The organism is Jannaschia pohangensis (genome assembly GCF_900113875.1).
GTDB lineage: Bacteria > Pseudomonadota > Alphaproteobacteria > Rhodobacterales > Rhodobacteraceae > Jannaschia > Jannaschia pohangensis.
This window is the reverse complement of sequence record NZ_FORA01000006.1, coordinates 72072-89914: the sequence shown is the minus strand read 5'-3', so window position 1 is coordinate 89914 and position 17843 is coordinate 72072. Positions and strand designations below refer to the sequence as shown.

Genomic DNA, 17843 nt, shown 5'->3' with positions numbered 1-17843 from the left:
CCGCGCTTGACGCAAAACCGACGGAGAATCCCATGGCCACCATCGCCGCCACCGACGCCACCTTCGACGAGGTGGTCAAGCAGTCCGACATCCCGGTCATCGTCGATTTCTGGGCCGAATGGTGTGGCCCGTGCAAACAGATCGGCCCCGCGCTCGAGGAGCTGTCGGCCGAGTATGACGGCCGGGTCAAGATCGTGAAGGTCAACGTCGACGAGAACCCGTCCAGCCCCGCCGCCATGGGCGTGCGCGGCATCCCGGCGCTGTTCCTGTTCAAGGGCGGCGAGGCCGTGGACCAGAAGATCGGCGCCGCCCCGAAGGCCGCGCTGAAAGACTGGATCGACAGCGCCGTCTGATCTTCGCCCTATCGAGACGGATATTCCAGGCCCGGTCGTTTGTTCGACCGGGCCTTTGCTATTGCGCGGAACGGGACCTCTCGGATGCTTCAGCCCGAACGCTTGGCCTTGAGGCGGTGACCGACCTGCACGATCGCGTCCAGCGCCGGCAAAAGCTCTGCCCCCAAGGGGGTCAGCCGATATTCGGTCGACGGCGGTGACGTGCGGCGGACATGTCGCGTGAGGACCGCCTTCTGTTCCAACTCGCTCAACCGCGTCGACAACACCTTGGCCGAGATCGGCGGGATGTCCGCCCGCAACTCGCTGAACCGGCGCGGCCCGGCCCGCAGGGACCAGATCACGTTCGGAGCCCAGGCCCCCGAGATCACCGCCATGCACTCGGACAGCATGCAGGGTTCGGGAGGCGCGACACTCTGATTTTTTCGCATCTTCAAGGACATGAAAGGTGACCAGGTTTCTGGAAAGTAACTCGAAAATCGAGGTTACTATTCGATACCTAATTGTCAGGCGAAACTCAAGCTGACATCTGATCGCCGCCCCTATCGGCAATTGGAAGGATCGAAAGATGAAGCTGTTCTACAAACCCGGCGCCTGCTCGCTCGCCAGTCATATCGCCCTGATCGAAAGCGGGGTTTCGTTCGACATCGACGCGGTCAGCGACATGGCCGGACGCACCGAAAGCGGCGTCGACTACACGACCGTAAATCCCAAGGGCTATGTCCCGGCGTTGCAGCTCGACACCGGCGATATCCTGACCGAAGGACCGGCGATCCTTCAGTTCGTGGCCGACACCTATCTGGACGCCGGGCTCATGCCAGCCGTCGGCACGATGGCGCGCGCCCGGACGATCGAGCACTTGGTGTTCGTGTCGTCCGAACTGCACAAGGCCTTTGCGCCGATGTTCAAGGACACCGCCGACGCGGCCGAGATCGCCCGGGCGCGCAGTGCCGTGATCCGCAACTTCGATGTCATTGAAAACATCCTGGCGGATGGTCGCCCCACCCTGGTCGAGGGACAATTCACCGTGGCAGATGTTTATCTGTTCGTCGTCGCGAACTGGGCGAACTTCAAGGAGATCGACCTTGCGGACTGGCCGCATCTTGCCGGATACATGGCGCGCATCGCGGCCCGGCCAAGCGTGCAAAGGGCCATGCGCGCCGAGGGCTTGCTCTGATGTCGGTGGATGATTTCGCAGAGGTCGGCGGTTTGATATCTGCCTATTTCGACGGCCTCTATCATGCGGACAGCGCCCGTTTGCGCGATGTGTTCCACCCAAGGCTCGCCTATGTCTGCGCGACCGAGGGGGATGAGATATATCTAGACTTGGAAACCTACATGGCCCGGATCGATGAACGCGAAGGCCCCGCTGCACGCAACGAACCGCGACAGGAGGCAATCCTCGAGATGAGTTTCGCAAGCCCGAGGCTGGCCCATGTCACCGCCGCCATGTCGATGATGGGGCGGCGCTATCTGGATCACCTGACCCTCGTTCGTCAGGGCCGGGATTGGCGGATCATCTCCAAGGTCTTTGCCTATGTTCCCGAGCGAGGCTGACCCATGCCTTACGTGAATATCAAGATCACCCGCGAGGGCGGTCCCGACGGCACCGGTCCCGGTCCTGAGGACAAGGCGCATCTGATCGCGGGGGTGACCGCCCTGTTGCAAGACGTCCTGGGCAAGAGCCCCGCCACGACATTCGTCGTCATCGAAGAGGTTGACCTGGCGGATTGGGGAATTGGCGGGCTTCCCGTCTCGGACTACCGCAAAGCCGCATCCTGACAGTTGTCCTGTTCACCGAGATGACCCGATCGCCCGGTCGGCACAACTGAGCGGCGGCCCCGTCCCTCGGGCATCCGACAAGGCCACGAAACGCAAAGCCCCCGGCCACTTTCGCGGCCGGGGGCATGTTTCGCACGGATCGAGGGAGGGTCAGCCGCGCGAGAATTCGGGATAGGCTTCCATCCCCAGTTCGGCCATGTCGAGACCGTTGATTTCGGCTTCCTCGCTGACGCGGATCCCGCCCAGAACCTTCAGGATCGACCAGACGACGAGGCTGGTGATGAACACGAAGGCACCGATGGAGACGAAGCCCAGGATCTGCGTCCCGAAGCTTGTGCCTTCGGTATAGACCGGAACCACGAGCGTCCCCCAGAAGCCCGCGATCAGGTGCACCGGGATGGCACCGACCACGTCGTCGATCTTGAGCTTGTCGAGCATCGGGACCGCGAAGACCACGATCACGCCGCCGACCGCACCGATCCAGAGCGCCCCGAAAAGCGTCGGGTCAAGCGGCCCCGCGGTGATGGACACGAGGCCCGCCAGCGCACCGTTCAGGACCATGGTCAGGTCGGCCTTCTTGTACATCACCTGCGTCAGGATCAGCGCGGTGACTGCACCCGCTGCGGCGGCCATGTTGGTGTTGGCGAAGATGCGGCTGATGTCGGTCACATCACCGATGGTGCCCATGGCCAGCTGCGAGCCGCCGTTGAAGCCGAACCAACCCAGCCACAGGATGAACGTACCCAGGGTCGCGAGGGCGAGGTTGGAGCCGGGCATCGGAACGGTCCGGCCATCCTTGGTGTATTTGCCCAGACGCGGGCCCAGGATGATTGCACCGGCGAGGGCCGCAAAACCGCCCGCGGCGTGCACGAGGGTCGAGCCTGCGAAATCGCTGAAGCCCGCTTCCGACAGCCAGCCGCCACCCCACTGCCAGGATGCCTCGACCGGATAGATGAAGGCGGTCAGAACGACAGTGAAGATCAGGAACGGCCAGAGCTTGATCCGCTCGGCCAGCGTGCCCGACACGATGGAGGCCGTGGTGGCCACGAACATCAGCTGGAAGAAGAAGTCCGAGGCAGCGGAATAGCCGGTCGCCAGATCGGCGCCACCGACATCGTCCAGCGCCTTGAGGGCGAAGGTGCCGAAGTAGCCTTCAATGATCCAGTTGCCGTCGCCCGGGTACATGATGTTGTAGCCGACGAGCCAGTACATGATCGACGCGATGGAAAAGAGCGCGATGTTCTTGGTCAGCTGCATCGCCACGTTCTTGGAACGAACGAGACCCGCCTCCAGCATGGCGAAACCGGCGGCCATCCAGAAGACGAGGAAGCCCCCGATCAGGAAGAGCAGCGTGTTGAGGATATAGGCCGTGTCAGGTGCGGCCGCGAATTCGACATCCTGCGCGGCGGCCACCATGGGCAGAGCCGCGAGCGCGGCGCCAAGCGCGAGGGTAGAGCGGAGTTTCATGTGGTTCATTCCCCTGTGTATTCGTTCAAATGGCGTCGTCGTTCATCTCGCCGGTGCGGACCCGGATGGCCTGCTGCACGTCGAGAACGAAGATCTTGCCGTCGCCGATCTTGTCGGTCTTGGCGGTGGTCGCGATGGTTTCGACCACCTGGTCGGCCATGGTGGAGGGCACCACGATCTCGAGTTTGACCTTGGGCACGAAATTCACCGCATATTCGGCACCGCGATAGATCTCGGTGTGGCCCGACTGACTGCCGAAGCCCTTGATTTCGGTTACCATCATGCCGCGCACGCCCAATGTGGTCAGCGCCTCGCGGACCTCCTCGAGCTTGAACGGCTTGATCGCTGCAATGATGAGTTTCACGAGGGTCCCCTTGTCTTGACGCCCGATGAACGGACTGATGCGGGCAGATCACGAACCGCCGCGGGGCTGCGCAACGAATGGGCGATTGAAAGACACCCCCTTCCCGGCGATTGCTGCAAATTGCGCCTCTTTTTCAGGCATAGCCTAAAATTTGTGCATTTCGTGGATGCTGCAAATGCGAAGGATTTACGGTTCGGGCTCCACAATCGACTCAGCTATGCTTATCTTGCCCCCAACCCCCATCAGAGGGACAGTGAACCCCGAGAGAGGGATGAGCAGACATGGCTAAACCCACCAGGTCCCGTCTTGTGGCCGACAAGCGCAAGACGACGCCGCCACCTCGCGCAGGGGCGGCCAAGACCCCGAAACGGCGTGCGGCGAAACCGCGTGCTGCGCGGCGGGGTCTGTTCTACTGGCTGTTCTGGCCGTTCCGCATTCTGTTGCGTGTGATCTGGGCCCTGTCCTGGCGTGGGGCCTTTATCGTGGCGGCGCTCCTCGTGGCGGCGACACTCTACAACTACACGCGCATTCCCGATCTGGCGACGCTGGCGGACGGGCGGGCCCGCGGGTCCGTCACGTTGCGTGACCGCAACGACGAGACCTTTGCCTGGCGCGGCGACAACTACGGCGGTCTGGTCATGCTCGACCAGGTGTCGCCCCATCTGGCCAACGCCGTCGTCGCCTCCGAGGACAAGCGGTTCTACAGCCACTTCGGCGTCAGTCCGCGCGGCATCGCCGGGGCCATGCGCACCAACATCCGCGCTGGACGCAGCCCGTTTTCCGGCTCGGGTGGCTCGACCATCACGCAGCAGGTCGCGAAACTTCTGTGCCTCGGCGTCGACTGGGACCCGCGCACCGGCCAATCCGAAGCCGATTTCGAGGCCGATTGCCGCCGCGGGTCCGTCTGGCGCAAGATCAAGGAAATCCCCTATGCCATGGCGCTGGAGCTGAAGTTCTCCAAGGACGAGATCCTGGCGATCTACCTGAACCGCGCCTATCTGGGCGCCGGTGCGCGGGGCTTTGCGGCGGCCAGCCAACGCTACTTCGGCAAGTCCGTGGCCGAATTGACCCCGCCCGAAGCCGCGATGCTGTCCGGCCTCCTCCCGGCTCCGTCCTACTATGCGCCCACCAACAACCTGGAGCGCGCGCAGGACCGGGCCCGCACGGTTCTGCGGCTGATGCGTGACCAGGGCCTTTTGAACAGCGCGATGTTCACCCAGGCGATGGAGACGCCCGCGACGCTGTCGCCCGCCGCCGGACAGAACACCGGCGGATATTTCGCCGATTGGGTGATGGCCGACGGCCCCGATTTCCTGACGAACGAGACGACCGAGGATGTCATCGTCCGCACCACGCTGGATCAGGACATCCAGAAGGCCGCCGAAGACGCGCTGGCCTACATCTTCGAAACCAAGGTCCGCGAAGGCTCGGATGCGCAGGCCGCCATTGTCGTGATGAGTGCGGATGGCGCCGTGCGCGCGATGGTCGGCGGGCGCGATACGCGCGGCGGGGGCCAGTTCAACCGCGCCATTCAGGCGGTTCGCCAGACCGGATCCAGTTTCAAACCCTTCGTCTATGCCGCGGCGCTCGACCTGGGGTGGACGTTCGACTCGCGCATCCTCGACAGCCAGCTTGCCATTCAGGTTCCAGGATCGGGCACCTATTCGCCCTCCAACTACACGAACCGCTTCTACGGCGAGGTGACCCTGACCGAGGCCTTGTCCCGGTCGCTCAACGCCGCGACGGTCCGCCTTTCGGAAAACGTCGGCCGCGACATCGTGCGCAACGTGGCCACACAGTTCGGCATCGCCAGCGACCTGGCCGCCGGACCCGCGCTGGCCCTGGGCGTCAGCGAATCCACCCTGCTGGAAATGACCGGAGCCTATGCCGGCATCCTGAATGGCGGGACGAGCGTCACGCCCTATGGCCTGACGGCGCTGACCCTGCGCGGTGAGCGTGACCCGCTTCTGGAACAGGACAGCGGTCTGGGCGAACGCGTCATTCAGGAGGGTGCGGCCCGCCAGCTGGTCTACATGATGTCCCGCGTGATCGAGGATGGGACCGGCCAGCGCGCCAAACTCCCCGACGGTCGGCCTGCCGCCGGCAAGACCGGCACCACGCAGGCCGCCCGCGACGCCTGGTTCATCGGCTTCACCGGGGATTTCGTCGCCGGCGTCTGGATGGGCAACGATGACAACACGCCCCTGCGCGGGGTCACCGGGGGCGGATTGCCCGCGGATATCTGGCGCGAAACCATGGTTCGCGTGCATGCCGGGCGTCCGATCCGGCCCCTGCCGATGATCGATCCGGCCACCATCCGCCCCGCACCACAGCCGCAAGTCGTCCAGCAACCCAACCCGACCCCCGCCCCCGTCGACGAACCCGATCTTGCCGAGCGGATCCTTCTGGACGTGCTCGGCGGGATCTTCCGCCGAAACTGACGCAATTGACTCAGAGGCCGATTAAGTCGTGCTATTCCTCGAACGCACCAAGCCTCGCTCCGGAAACCAAGCCGCATGAGACAACCTCAATCCGCCCGACCCGCTGACGGACGCCTCGAAGTCGCAGAGGTCCGCCGCAAGTCCAACGGGCTGATGGTCATGGTCTTCCTGTTTTCCGTGGCCGTGAACGCCCTGATGCTGACCGGCCCGATCTACATGTTGCAGGTCTATGACCGGGTTCTCGGCTCCCGCTCCGAAGAGACGCTGATCGCGCTGTCGGTCCTGTTGTGCTTCCTGTTCCTGATGATGGGCGTTCTGGACCACGCGCGCGGGCGGGTGATGGCCCGGGTCGGCGCCCGGTTTCAGGCAGCTCTCGATGCGCGGGTGTTTTCGGCGCACCTGCGCCGCGCGGCGGCGACACCGGGCGGGGCCGGGGGGCGCAACCCGCTGCGCGACCTGGAGGCGGTCCAAAGGCTGATGTCGTCGCCGGTCTTCCTGGCCCTGTTCGACATTCCCTGGACGCCCCTGTTCCTAGCGGCGATCTTCCTGTTCCACCCCTATCTTGGCCTTCTTGCCATGGGCGGCGGGTCGGTTCTCGTGATCCTCGCGTTGGTGAACAAATGGCTGACAACCGGCCCGATGGCCGAGGCGAACACGGCCACGGTCAAGGCCGAGATGACGTCGCAATCCCTTGCCTCCGAGGCGGAGCTGGTCCAGTCGCTCGGCATGCGTGGAGCGGCCTTCGCCCGCTGGTTCGACGCGCGCAGCAAGTCGCTGACCCAGGCGATCAACTATTCCGACCGCTCCGGTTTCTTCACGGTGACGACCAAGACGCTGCGGCTGTTTCTGCAATCGGCGATGCTGGGCCTCGGCGCCTGGCTGGTGCTGCAGAACGAGCTGACGGCCGGCGCGATGATCGCGGGATCGATCCTGATGGGCCGCGCGCTCGCCCCGATCGAGATGGTGATCGGACAATGGCAGATGGTCGATGCCGCCCGTCGCGGGCGCACCTCCGTGATCGAGCTTCTGTCCGCCGTTCCGCCGGAAAAACCGCGCACGCCGCTGCCACGACCGCAGGCGCTTCTGGTGGCCGAAGCCGTGACGCTGGTGCCACCCGGCGCGTCGCAGGCCTCGCTCAAGTCGGTGTCGTTCATCCTCAAACCCGGGCAGGCCATGGGCGTCATCGGACCGTCGGGCGCGGGCAAGACCTCGCTGGCCAAGGCCGTCACGGGGTCCTGGGCACCGGCGGCGGGCAAGCTGCGCCTCGACAGTGCGACGCTCGACCAATACGACCCAGACGTCCTGGGCAGCTATACCGGCTATCTGCCGCAGACCGTGACCCTGTTCGACGGCACCATCGCCGAGAACATCGCCCGTCTTCAGGCCGACCCCGACCCGGCCAAGATCGTCGAAGCCGCCAAGAAGGCTGCCGCGCACGAAATGATCCTGGCGCAGCCCAAGGGCTATGACACCGTCGTGTCGTCGGTGGGCGGTCTTCTGTCGGGTGGCCAGATCCAGCGCGTCGGCCTGGCCCGCGCGATGTATGGTGACCCAGTCCTGCTTGTGCTGGATGAGCCGAACTCCAATCTCGACAACGAAGGCACCATGGCGCTCAACAGGGCCATCGCAGGCATGAAACTGGAAGGGAAATCAGTCATCATCATCGCGCACCGTCCTTCGGCCATCAAGGAATGCGAAATGTTGCTGATGCTTGAAAACGGGGCCCGCGTTGCCTTTGGCCCGCGCGAGGAAGTGCTGCAAAGCATGGTGCGCAACCACGCCCAGATCGCGCAATCGCAGAAGCTCGGAGGCGTCACATGAACGCGCAGCTCCCGGTTCCGCACAAGCCCGCGATGGCGCCTGAGCCGGTCAACATCCCGACGATACGCCCCGTCCTTCTGGGCGTGATCGGGTTGCTCATCCTTCTGGGCGGCTTCGGATCCTGGGCGGTGATGGCGAATATTTCCGGCGCGATCATCTCATCGGGCCGCATCGCGGTCGAAAGCAATCGACAGGTGATCCAGCATCCCGACGGCGGCGTCGTCGAGGCCATCATGGTCCGCGAGGGGGATCGCGTCGAAAAAGGCGATGTCCTGGTCCGGCTGGACCCCTCGGTCCTGGCCTCCACCGCCGAGATTCTGCGCGGCCAACTCCAAGAGATCAGCGCGCGGTCGGCCCGGCTCGAAGCCGAGCGCGATGAAGAGCCGGAGGTGACATTCCCGCCGGACCTCTTGGCTGATGCCGCCGGGAACGAGGCCGTGGAAGAGATCATCGAGGGTCAGCGCGGCCTCTTCGCCGCCCGCGCCGCTTCCCGCGAACGGGAAACCGAGCAGTTGGCGCGCCGCAAGGAGCAGATCGCCTCACAGGTCGATGGGATCACCGCGCAGAGCATCGCGCTCGACCAGCAGCTTGCCCTCATCCGCGAGGAGCTGGAGGCACAGCAGAGCCTTCTCGACCGCGGCCTGGCCCAGGCACCCCGCGTCCTTGCGCTTCGGCGAGAAGAAGCAGGCCTTCTGGGGCAGGTCGGGGATTTCGCCGCCACCGTGGCCGAACTCGAAGGTCGCGCGACCGAGATCGACCTGGAGATCCTGAAACTGGGCACACAGGCCCGCGAACAGGCGATCACCGAACTGCGCGATCTGCAATTCCGGCAAATCGAGCTGGCCGAGCAATACCGTGCCCTGACGGAACGCATGTCGCGCCTCGATATCACCGCACCGGTTGCGGGCATCGTCTATGACATGCAGTTCTTCGCCGAACGATCCGTCATCCGGCCCGCGGATCCGGTCCTCTATCTGGTGCCACAGGATCGTCCGCTGGTCATCCAGACACGGGTCGATCCGATCCATGTGGATCAGGTGTTCCCCGGTCAGGATGTGACGTTGCGCCTTCCCACCTTCGATGCGAACACGACGCCCGAGCTCTTTGGGGCCATCATCCGCGTGTCGCCCGATTCCTTCACGGATCAGGCGACGGGTCAGACCTATTATCAGGCCGAAGTCCTGCCGAACGAGGGCGAGATCGAGCGGCTTGGCGATCTGGTCCTGCTGCCCGGGATGCCGGTCGAGGCCTATATCCGTACCGACGACCGCACGCCGCTGGCCTATCTGGTCAAGCCGGTGACGGACTACTTCAACCGCGCCTTCCGCGAATAGAGGTCAGGCGGCTTTCTGCGCCTGTTCCGGGCGCAGGAAGACGGGCGTCTCGGGCGTCGAAGGCCCGGCCTGCCAGACGTAGCCGCCGGTCGAGAAACCGCGCAGATCGTCCGCGTCGGTCAGCCGGTTCTCCATCACGAAACGCGCCATGGCCCCCCGCGCCTGCTTGGCGAAGAAACTGACGATCTTGGGGCCGCCCGGCTTGTCCTCAAGGAATGTCGGCGTAATGATGTCGAGCGCCAGCGCCTTGCGGTCGACGGCGCCGAAGTATTCCTGACTGGCGCAATTCACCAGAAGGCGCGTCCCCGCCTCTTCCGCATCCTGATTGAGCGCGCGGGCCAACCGGTCGCCCCAGAAAGCATAGAGATCCTTGCCCCGCCGTGTGGCCAATTTGCTGCCCATTTCCAGCCGGTAGGGCTTGAGCGCATCAAATGGCCGCAAAAGGCCGAACATGCCCGACAGGATGCGCAAATGCCCCTGGGCATGGCGCAACGCATCCTCCGACAGGGTCGCGGCGTCGAGGCCGGTATAGGTGTCGCCCGCAAAGGCGAAGATCGCGGGCTTTTCGGGCGCATCGTCCCAGTCACGGAACCGGTCGCGGTTCAGCCGGGCGAGCGCATCCGATATCGACATGAGTTTGCGGAGGTCCCCGATCCCCTGCCGCCGCGCCGTCGTCAGAAGCGTCGCGGTCTCGGCGGCGAAGCGGGGCGGCGTCATGGGGTGACCCACGGGGTCGAAGTCGAGTTTCTTGGCGGGAGAGATGACTGTCAGCATGGTGGCAAACCTAGCGGCATCGCGCGCAGTCTCAAGTCCCGTCGGACCCCATCAGACGGCATCGCGCAGAACCTCGAGGAAGGCATCCCCGAAGCGTTCGGCGTGGCGGTCACCGATGATGCGGGTGATGTCGGCCGGGTCGGGCCGCGCCTTGGCGACCTTGGCCAGTTGTGTCGACGAACAGGTCATCGGCTTGTCGAGGCCGGTCTGGCCCCGCGACAGGTCGTTCTGAACCGACAGCAGCCGATCATAGATCGCCCCCTCGCCCCGCCCGGCCAGTTTGCGCCGCGCCGGGTGGACGGCGTCCGGGGTTTCGCCGGTGATGACGGACAGGAAGGTCGCGCCATAGCGCTCCAGCTTGGTCGCCCCGACGCCCGAGACCTGGGCCATGGCGTCGAGCGTGGCGGGCCGCGTTTCGGCCATCTCGATCAGGGTCTTGTCGGTAAAGACGACATAGGCCGGCACGCCCTGCGCCTCGGCCAGGGCACGGCGCTTGGCCTTGAGCGCCGACAGAAGCGGCGCGTCCTCCTCGCTCACCAATTGCTTGACGGCGGGGCGACGCTCGGGCCGTTCGATGGTGTCGCGGCGCAGGGTCACGCTCGCCTCGCCGCGCAGGATGGGGCGGGCCGGGTCCGTCATCCGCAGCGCGCCGTGCCGTTCCGCATCCGGACGCACGAGATCGAGGCCCATCATCTGCCGGAACACCGCCTGCCACTGCCCCTTGGGCAGATCGCGGCCACAGCCCCAGGTCGGCAGGGTGTGATGGGCAAAGCGCCGGGTCTTGTCCGTTTCGGTCCCGCGCAGCACGTCGATCAGATGGCCAGTGCCGAACCGTTCCTCGGTCCGCAGCATGGCGGACAGGGCCTTGCGTACCGCTTCCGTGCCGTCAAACAACTCGGGCGGTGCCTCGCACAGATCGCAGTTGCCACAGGGCGCGGGGCTTTCGCCGAAATACGACAGCAGGGCCACGCGGCGGCAGACCTGCGCTTCGGCCAGACCCAGAAGGGCGTTCAGGCGTCCATGGTCGGCCTGCTTCATCTCGGGCGGGGCCAGCCCCTCGTCGATCTGCTGGCGGCGGTAACGGATGTCGTCAGACCCGAAGAGCGTCAGCGTATCGGCAGGCGCGCCGTCACGCCCCGCGCGTCCGATTTCCTGATAATAGGCCTCGATCGACTTGGGCAGGTCGGCGTGGGCGACCCACCGGATGTCCGGCTTGTCGATGCCCATCCCGAAAGCCACGGTGGCGACGACGATCAGCCCATCTTCCTGCTGAAACCGGCGCTCCACCTCGCGGCGATCTTCGGCGTCCATGCCGCCGTGATAGTAACAGGCCAGATGGCCGCTGTCCGACAGGGCGCGGGCCAGCGTCTCGGTCTTGGCGCGGGTGCCGCAATAGACGATGCCCGACTGTCCCTTGCGCGCGGCAGCAAACGACAGGATCTGCTGGCGCGGGCCGTCCTTGGGTTGAAACGTCAGGGTGATGTTGGGCCGGTCGAAGCCGTGCAGAAACGTCTCGGGCGCAGCATCGAACAGGCGCGTGACGATCTCGGCCCGGGTTTCGGCGTCGGCGGTCGCGGTGAAGGCGGCCAACGGCACGCCCAGGGTTTTGCGCAGCGCCCCGATCCGCAGATAGTCGGGGCGGAAATCGTGGCCCCACTGGCTGACGCAATGCGCCTCGTCCACCGCGATCAGAGAGCAGTTCGCGCGCTGCAACATCCGCTCGGTCCCGGTTGAGGCCAGACGTTCGGGCGCGATGTAGAGGAGTTTGAGCCGCCCGTCGTCGATGGCCCGCCAGACGGCGTCGGTCTCCTCCTCGGTATTGCCGGAGGTGAGCGCCCCCGCCTCGACCCCGGCCTCCTGCAGGGCGCGGACCTGGTCCCGCATCAGCGCGATCAAGGGCGAAATCACCACCGTCAGCCCGTCACGGCACAGGGCCGGCAGCTGGAAGCACAGCGACTTGCCCCCGCCCGTCGGCATGATCGCCAGAACATCGCGGCCTGCACAGACGGCATCGACGATCTCTTCCTGCCCGGGGCGGAAGGCATCGAATCCGAAGACGGAGGACAGAAGGTCCTTGGGCGTGTTCATCATGGGTCTCACAGGTTTCGCATAGGGAATCACATATGAAGAATCTCGAAACAAGACCCTGCTTGACCCCTTAGTTGAGAATTATTCGCAAATTTCCCCCTATCGGTGGCCCACATCTGCCCCTAGATAACCCGTCCACTACAACAAATGGGGGCCCTCCCATGAAGATTATCTACGCCACTCTCGCCGCCGCGGCCCTTGCCTCGCCGCTTGCCGCACAGGAAGTCACGCTGCGTTTTCAGCACTTCGTGAGCCCCGCGTCGGCCAATCCGACCTATTTCATGCAGCCTTGGGCCGATGCCATCGAGGCGCAGTCGAACGGGCGCATCAAGGTGGAGCTTTACCCCTTCATGCAACTGGGTGGCGCGGCCCCGAACATGTACGACCTGATCGCCGATGGCGCGGTCGATGGCGGATGGGTCATCCCCGGCTATCAGCCCGGGCGCTTCCCCGAAGCCGAGGCGCTGGAACTGCCATTCATGACGTCCAAATCGGGCGAGGCGGCCAGCATGGCGGCCTGGGACTATACCCAGGCCTATCTGATGGACGATTTCGAGGATGTGCATGTCATCGCCGCGCATATGCACGGGCCGGGCATCATCCACCTGAAGGGCGACGCGCCCGAAGCGTTGTCAGACCTGTCGGGTCTGAACCTGCGCGGCCCGTCGCGGCCTGCCACGCTTCTCCTGGACAAGCTGGGGGCCAATCCCGTCGGGATGCCGGTTCCCGCCTTTCCCGAGGCGCTGGCCAAGGGCGTTCTGGATGGCGGTGTCATCACCTGGGAGATGTCGCCCTCGCTCAAGCTGGACGAGTTGACGCGCAGCCATACGGATGTGGCGGGCGATGACGCGCTTTATAATCTCTATTTCATCTGGGCGATGAACAAGGCCGTCTATGCCGGTCTGCCCGATGACCTGAAGGCAGTGATCGACGCGAATTCCGGGATGATGGCCTCGGCCTGGGCCGGGCGCGCCCATGACACCGGCGATGCCGTCGGCAAGGCCACGATGACCGAAGCCGGCAACCAGATCGCGGAGCTTTCGCCCGAGGTGACGGACCAGATCGTCGCCCTGGGCCAGGAGGTGACGGCCGACTGGATCGCCGAGATGGATGGCAAGGGGTTCGACGGGGCCGCCCTGGTCGAAGCCGCACGCGCCGCCGTCACGGCGCACCGCTGACCCTGCACCAGGGTCGCCTTGCCTAGACCGACGTCGGCCTTGTAAGACGAGCCAACCGGGCGGCCCGCCATGTGGGCCGCCCCTTTGGTCTGATCCGGGGGGATCGCATGTCGGATCGCGTCACCATCGTCACCGTGGCCTATAATTCATCAGAGGTACTGCGCGACCTGATCGCCTCGGTCCCGCCAAGCGCCGATCTGGCCATCGTCGACAACGGCTCCCACGATATCGAGGCGTTGCGGGTGCTCTGCGACCGGCCCGGCGTCCGCCTGATCGAGAATGGCGAAAACCTGGGCTTCGGAACCGCCTGCAATGTCGGCGCCCAGGGCAGCACGCGGGACTTCCTCTTCTTTCTGAACCCCGACGCGCGTCTGCGGCCCGACACGCTGGATCGGCTCTGCGCCGCCGCCGACCGCTATCCGGATGCCTCTGCTTTCAACCCGCTGATCCGCGAACCGGACGGGTCCACTTTCTTTCGCCGCCGTTCGGTCCTCTTGCCCCGGTCGCGCTGGATGCCGCGCGGTGCGCCGACCGAAGACCGGGAGATCACGCTGCTGTCGGGGGCCGCGATCTTTGCCCGGCGCAGCGCGTTCGAGGCGATTGGCGGCTTTGACGAGGATATCTTCCTGTTTCACGAGGACGACGACATCAGCCTGCGGCTGGAGGCCAGGGGCCCGCTCATGTTCATCCGCGATGCGGTGGTCATCCATGGCGGCGGCTCCACCTCGGGCGACCGGGCCGAGGTCGCGGCATTCAAGGCGCGGCTGATGGGGCAATCGCGAGTCCAGACGACGATCAAGCACGGCATTCCCTTTGCCCGCGTGCGCAACCTGGCCGACGCGGGGTTGCAGGCGATGAATGTCATGGTGTTGTTCTCGCGCCGGAAGCGGGCCAAGAACTGGGCGTTCCTGCGTGGCGTCTGGGACGAGACTTTTTCGCGGGGAAAGACATGACGACATTTCGCACCTTCAAGCGACGGATGTTCCTGCGCCTTCGCGAGGGGCTCGGCACCGCGCGCACCGAATTCGCCCCCCATGGCGTGCCCGTCACGGTGCCCCGCGCGGCGGGTGTCGACATGCGTTACCTGCTGGAACGGGGCCGCCCCTATGAAGACCCGGAGGCCGCGCTGATCCGCGCCCATATCGCCCCCGGCACGCCGGTAATCGAATTGGGCGGCTGCCTTGGCATCGTGTCGGCCCTGGTGCGCAGTGTCATCGGCCCCGACGCGCGTCACATCGTGGTCGAGGCGATGCCCGACCTGGCCCCGATTGCCCGCCTGAACGCGACTCGCGGCGCGGGCGCGGGCAAGGCCGAAGTGGTCGAGGCGGCGGTCGATTATTCCGGCGCGGACCACGTGACCTTTGCCGTCGGCCACTCCGCCCATGTCGGCCATGTCGCGGGCGCGGGCGAGGCGGGGCTGAAGGTGCCCGTCACGACGCTGTCGGCGCTGGCCGACCGGTTGGGCGCAGATCGCTTTGCGCTGGTGTGCGACATCGAGGGGGCGGAGCTGGCCCTGTTCGAGCATGAGACCGAGGTGATGTCCCGCATCGACGTCATCGTCCTTGAAACCCACGAGCGGGCCTATCCGAACGGCAAGGCCGACCTTGAGGCGATGTGTGCCCGCATCGCCGCCGCGGGCCTGCCCGAAGTGGCGCGGATCGACGGCGTCTATTGCTTCAAGCGGGGCTGACCCCGGTGCAGGCGCCCCCCGTCTTCGTCATCAACCTGCCCGGCAGCGACGACCGCCTGGCCGAGATCAGCGGCAATCTGGCGACCGAAGGTCTGGAGTTCGAGCGGGTCGAGGCGGTGGATGCCCGCGCCATCGTGCCCGAAGATCACCCCGAGTTCGACGGGCGCGCCATGCGGCGCACCATGGGGCGGCGGATGATGGGGGCGGAACTTGGCTGTTGCCTCAGCCATCGCAAGGCCCTGCTGCGGTTTCTGGACGGCGACGCGGATACCGCGCTGATCCTCGAGGACGATGCGCGGCTGACCCCCGGCACCGGAGCCGTTCTGCCGAAATTGCTCGATGCATTGACGGGGCGCGACTGGTCGCTGGTCAACCTGGGGCATCCGTCGGTCAAGATGTCCCACCGGGTGGCGACGCTGCACCGCGATGGTGCGGCGCATGACCTGCTGGCGGCCCATTACGCGCCCATGGGGGGCTTTGCCCTGCTCTGGTCGAGGCTTGGGGCCGAGGATTACCTGCACCGCCACCCGAAGATCACCGCACCCTGGGACAACATGCTGCAAGGCTGGCTCTGTCGGGCAGGGGGCGGCTTCGCCCTGTCGCCCCCGCTGGTGGGCGTGACAGATGCGCTGAGCGAGATCGACGCGGTGGCCGCCTATGCCGCGACGGCCCCGCGCGCGCGTCACGGGCGGCACTGGTCCTATCCGCTGGCCAAACAGCGCAGGCTCTGGCGCAACCGGGCCTGGGCGGCGATCAACCGGGCCAGGTGGCAAGGGTGACGATCGTCTCGCCGTAGCGGCGCTGATCGACCGGCGTCAGGCCCGACTGATCGGGCGCCTGCCCCTCTTCCCAGACGATCATCGCGCCCGGGGCGAACCATCCCTCTCCGGCCAGCGCCGTCACCGCCTTTTCGCCCAGACCCTGCGCATAGGGCGGGTCGAGGAACACGAGGTCATGGGGCGTGCCCGGTCCGGGACGCCGGGCATCGCGACTGACGATCCGGGCCTGTGCCTGAAGCAGGGACAGGTTTTCGCGCAGGAGGGTCAGCGATTTGCGCCCCTGTTCGATGCAGGTCAGGCTGTCCGCCCCCCGGCTCAGCGCCTCGAGGCCGAGGGCCCCGGACCCGGCAAAGACGTCCAGAACCCGCGCGCCCGTGACCGGGTCGCCGTGGCCGTTGATGAGCAGGTTGAAGATCGACTCGCGCACCCGGTCGCTGGTCGGGCGCAGATGCGCCGCCGCATCGCCCTTGCCGACCGACGCCAGCCTGCGGCCCCGCCACTTGCCGCCGATGATCCTCACAGAAGCGACTTGATCGGGACGGAGGCATCGGCCACCTGCGCGGGATCGGGCGAACGCCCGGCCTCGATCAGGCGCTTGCCGACCATATAGGCGCGCGGGTCGTTCATGGCATCGACGGCCAGAAGGGTGTCCCCGGCGAAATACCAATGCGACCGCCCGTCATGTCCGTCTGACCCCTCGCGGACCACGACATGATCGAACCCGGTATTCAGGCCCGCGATCTGCAACTTGACGTCATATTGATCGGACCAGAACCAGGGCTTTGCCTGATAGGGCACGTCCGCGCCCAGAATGTTGCGCGCGACGGCCTGCGCCTGTTCGATGGCATGGGGCACCGACTCGAGCCGTATCCGCCGGTCGCCATAGGGGAAGGAGCAGCAATCCCCCGCCGCCCAGATCCCGGGCGCGGATGTCCGGCCCAGGGCGTCGACCACGATGCCATTGTCGACGGCGAGACCCGCCTTGGCGGCAAGGTCGGTGTTGGGTTCGATGCCGATCCCGCAGACGACGATACCGACAGCAAGGTGGGTGCCATCGGACAGAACCGCGCCGGTCACTCGGGTGTCGCCGGTCAACCGCTCCAGCGCCGCCTTTTCGCGGATCTCGACGCCCTCCTGCCGGTGCCGGGCCGCGAACCAGAGCGCGGTGTCCCAACAGGACACCCGCGACAAAAGACGCTCCGCCGCCTCAAGCAGGGTGACGTTCATGCCCCGCTTGCGCGCCACGGCGGCCGCTTCCAGACCGATATAGCCGCCGCCCACCACCAGAAGATGCGCGCCTTCCATAAAATGCGGCTCCATCGCATCGATGTCGGCCAGGGTCCGCACCCCGAAGACGCCGTCCAGATCGCCCCCGATCGCGGCGGGCAGGCGGCGTGGTGTCGATCCGGTGGCCAGGACCAGCGCGTCCCAGGCTTCCGTCCCGCCCGCATGGGTCAGCGTCCGCGCCTTGGCATCGATGGCGGTGATCCTCGTGCCGATGCGCAGTTCGATCCGCTGATCGGCATAGAAACTCTCGGGGCGCAGGTGCAGGCGGTCGCGTGTCATCTCGCCCAGAAGATAGGCCTTGGACAGGGGTGGCCGCTGATAGGGGATCTCCGGCTCCTCGCCCCAGAGGGTGATCCGACCCTCGTAGCCGTCCTTGCGCAGTGTCTCGACACAGGATGCACCGGCCTGTCCGGCCCCGATGACGGCGATATGATCCATTGTCTTCTCCGGCTGGTCCGACCCTGCCCGGAGAGCTATATGCAGCTTGT

Annotated in this window: 18 protein-coding genes; 11 read left to right on the top strand and 7 right to left on the bottom strand. The window is 65.8% G+C overall.

The annotated features are described in order from the left end of the window. Nucleotides 1-32: 32 nt before the first annotated feature. Nucleotides 33-353, top strand: coding sequence for a thioredoxin (trxA, locus tag BM002_RS17145; protein WP_092784217.1), 321 nt, complete (start codon nt 33-35; stop codon nt 351-353). A gap of 89 nt (nt 354-442) precedes the next feature. Here trxA and BM002_RS17140 read toward each other — a convergent pair whose 3' ends face one another. Next, nucleotides 443-781: a winged helix-turn-helix transcriptional regulator gene (locus BM002_RS17140; RefSeq protein WP_245749308.1), complete on the bottom strand. Its 339-nt coding sequence runs from the start codon at nt 779-781 to the stop codon at nt 443-445. A 137-nt stretch (nt 782-918) separates the two neighbouring features. On the opposite strand from BM002_RS17140, the gene gstA reads away from it, so the two are divergent. From gstA to BM002_RS17125, 3 genes are read left to right on the top strand one after another with little or no spacing between them, the layout of a single operon-like run. Beyond that, entirely contained in the window at nt 919-1527 is a 609-nt protein-coding gene (gstA, locus tag BM002_RS17135; RefSeq protein WP_092784211.1) for a glutathione transferase GstA, read from the top strand. Continuing rightward, complete coding sequence (locus tag BM002_RS17130; RefSeq protein WP_092784208.1) at nt 1527-1907, top strand: nuclear transport factor 2 family protein; 381 nt, start codon at nt 1527-1529, stop codon at nt 1905-1907. The genes gstA and BM002_RS17130 overlap by 1 nt, the downstream gene beginning before the upstream one ends. A 3-nt stretch (nt 1908-1910) precedes the next feature. Beyond that, nucleotides 1911-2132: a tautomerase family protein gene (locus BM002_RS17125; protein WP_092784205.1), complete on the top strand. Its 222-nt coding sequence runs from the start codon at nt 1911-1913 to the stop codon at nt 2130-2132. A 150-nt stretch (nt 2133-2282) separates the two neighbouring features. Here BM002_RS17125 and BM002_RS17120 read toward each other — a convergent pair whose 3' ends face one another. Both BM002_RS17120 and BM002_RS17115 read right to left on the bottom strand, forming a co-directional pair. Further along, the gene (locus BM002_RS17120) at nt 2283-3599 is read right to left on the bottom strand and encodes an ammonium transporter (RefSeq protein WP_092784337.1); all 1317 of its coding nucleotides are present in this window, start codon (nt 3597-3599) and stop codon (nt 2283-2285) included. A 25-nt stretch (nt 3600-3624) separates the two neighbouring features. Continuing rightward, complete coding sequence (locus BM002_RS17115; RefSeq protein WP_092784202.1) at nt 3625-3963, bottom strand: P-II family nitrogen regulator; 339 nt, start codon at nt 3961-3963, stop codon at nt 3625-3627. Between the two features lie 281 nt (nt 3964-4244). On the opposite strand from BM002_RS17115, the gene BM002_RS17110 reads away from it, so the two are divergent. From BM002_RS17110 to BM002_RS17100, 3 genes are all read left to right on the top strand, one after another. Further along, entirely contained in the window at nt 4245-6404 is a 2160-nt protein-coding gene (locus BM002_RS17110; RefSeq protein ID WP_092784199.1) for a transglycosylase domain-containing protein, read from the top strand. A 75-nt stretch (nt 6405-6479) separates the two neighbouring features. Next, the gene (locus BM002_RS17105) at nt 6480-8225 is read left to right on the top strand and encodes a type I secretion system permease/ATPase (protein WP_092784196.1); all 1746 of its coding nucleotides are present in this window, start codon (nt 6480-6482) and stop codon (nt 8223-8225) included. Next, entirely contained in the window at nt 8222-9559 is a 1338-nt protein-coding gene (locus tag BM002_RS17100; protein ID WP_425431876.1) for an HlyD family type I secretion periplasmic adaptor subunit, read from the top strand. Before BM002_RS17105 ends, BM002_RS17100 begins: the two co-directional genes overlap by 4 nt. Before the next feature lie 3 nt (nt 9560-9562). On the opposite strand, the gene yaaA is transcribed toward BM002_RS17100, so the two are convergent. Both yaaA and recQ read right to left on the bottom strand, forming a co-directional pair. After that, nucleotides 9563-10333, bottom strand: coding sequence for a peroxide stress protein YaaA (gene yaaA / locus BM002_RS17095; protein ID WP_092784193.1), 771 nt, complete (start codon nt 10331-10333; stop codon nt 9563-9565). Between the two features lie 51 nt (nt 10334-10384). Continuing rightward, the gene (recQ, locus tag BM002_RS17090) at nt 10385-12421 is read right to left on the bottom strand and encodes a DNA helicase RecQ (protein ID WP_092784331.1); all 2037 of its coding nucleotides are present in this window, start codon (nt 12419-12421) and stop codon (nt 10385-10387) included. Between the two features lie 161 nt (nt 12422-12582). Here recQ and BM002_RS17085 point away from each other — a divergent pair, with 161 nt between their 5' ends. The 4 genes from BM002_RS17085 to BM002_RS17070 all read left to right on the top strand — a co-directional run bounded on the left by BM002_RS17085 (nt 12583) and on the right by BM002_RS17070 (nt 16068). After that, nucleotides 12583-13599, top strand: a complete 1017-nt coding sequence (locus BM002_RS17085; protein ID WP_092784190.1) for a TRAP transporter substrate-binding protein — start codon at nt 12583-12585, stop codon at nt 13597-13599. A 107-nt stretch (nt 13600-13706) separates the two neighbouring features. Beyond that, a complete protein-coding gene (locus tag BM002_RS17080; RefSeq protein ID WP_092784187.1) occupies nt 13707-14552 on the top strand; it encodes a glycosyltransferase family 2 protein in 846 nt (281 codons plus the stop codon). Next, nucleotides 14549-15289 carry an FkbM family methyltransferase gene (locus BM002_RS17075; RefSeq protein ID WP_092784184.1) on the top strand — a complete coding sequence of 247 codons (741 nt, stop codon included), beginning with the start codon at nt 14549-14551 and terminating at the stop codon, nt 15287-15289. Before BM002_RS17080 ends, BM002_RS17075 begins: the two co-directional genes overlap by 4 nt. A gap of 5 nt (nt 15290-15294) precedes the next feature. After that, entirely contained in the window at nt 15295-16068 is a 774-nt protein-coding gene (locus tag BM002_RS17070) for a glycosyltransferase family 25 protein (protein ID WP_175484949.1), read from the top strand. On the opposite strand, the gene rsmD is transcribed toward BM002_RS17070, so the two are convergent. Together rsmD and BM002_RS17060 are read right to left on the bottom strand one after the other, a co-directional pair. Continuing rightward, nucleotides 16043-16588 (bottom strand): 16S rRNA (guanine(966)-N(2))-methyltransferase RsmD, encoded by a 546-nt coding sequence (rsmD, locus tag BM002_RS17065; protein WP_092784178.1) that lies wholly within the window; start codon nt 16586-16588, stop codon nt 16043-16045. The two genes, BM002_RS17070 and rsmD, sit on opposite strands and share 26 nt — an antisense overlap. Next, the gene (locus BM002_RS17060) at nt 16585-17793 is read right to left on the bottom strand and encodes an NAD(P)/FAD-dependent oxidoreductase (RefSeq protein ID WP_092784175.1); all 1209 of its coding nucleotides are present in this window, start codon (nt 17791-17793) and stop codon (nt 16585-16587) included. The genes rsmD and BM002_RS17060 overlap by 4 nt, the downstream gene beginning before the upstream one ends. Nucleotides 17794-17843: the final 50 nt, after the last annotated feature.

Coding starts and splice junctions, on each gene's coding strand:
- BM002_RS17120 (WP_092784337.1), bottom strand. CDS start 3,599: ATGAAACTCCGCTCTACCCTCGCGCTTGGCGCCGCGCTCGCGGCTCTG.
- BM002_RS17060 (WP_092784175.1), bottom strand. CDS start 17,793: ATGGATCATATCGCCGTCATCGGGGCCGGACAGGCCGGTGCATCCTGT.
- trxA (WP_092784217.1), top strand. CDS start 33: ATGGCCACCATCGCCGCCACCGACGCCACCTTCGACGAGGTGGTCAAG.
- gstA (WP_092784211.1), top strand. CDS start 919: ATGAAGCTGTTCTACAAACCCGGCGCCTGCTCGCTCGCCAGTCATATC.
- BM002_RS17080 (WP_092784187.1), top strand. CDS start 13,707: ATGTCGGATCGCGTCACCATCGTCACCGTGGCCTATAATTCATCAGAG.
- BM002_RS17105 (WP_092784196.1), top strand. CDS start 6,480: ATGAGACAACCTCAATCCGCCCGACCCGCTGACGGACGCCTCGAAGTC.
- BM002_RS17125 (WP_092784205.1), top strand. CDS start 1,911: ATGCCTTACGTGAATATCAAGATCACCCGCGAGGGCGGTCCCGACGGC.
- yaaA (WP_092784193.1), bottom strand. CDS start 10,333: ATGCTGACAGTCATCTCTCCCGCCAAGAAACTCGACTTCGACCCCGTG.
- BM002_RS17100 (WP_425431876.1), top strand. CDS start 8,222: ATGAACGCGCAGCTCCCGGTTCCGCACAAGCCCGCGATGGCGCCTGAG.
- BM002_RS17085 (WP_092784190.1), top strand. CDS start 12,583: ATGAAGATTATCTACGCCACTCTCGCCGCCGCGGCCCTTGCCTCGCCG.
- BM002_RS17140 (WP_245749308.1), bottom strand. CDS start 781: ATGCGAAAAAATCAGAGTGTCGCGCCTCCCGAACCCTGCATGCTGTCC.
- BM002_RS17075 (WP_092784184.1), top strand. CDS start 14,549: ATGACGACATTTCGCACCTTCAAGCGACGGATGTTCCTGCGCCTTCGC.
- BM002_RS17130 (WP_092784208.1), top strand. CDS start 1,527: ATGTCGGTGGATGATTTCGCAGAGGTCGGCGGTTTGATATCTGCCTAT.
- recQ (WP_092784331.1), bottom strand. CDS start 12,421: ATGAACACGCCCAAGGACCTTCTGTCCTCCGTCTTCGGATTCGATGCC.
- BM002_RS17110 (WP_092784199.1), top strand. CDS start 4,245: ATGGCTAAACCCACCAGGTCCCGTCTTGTGGCCGACAAGCGCAAGACG.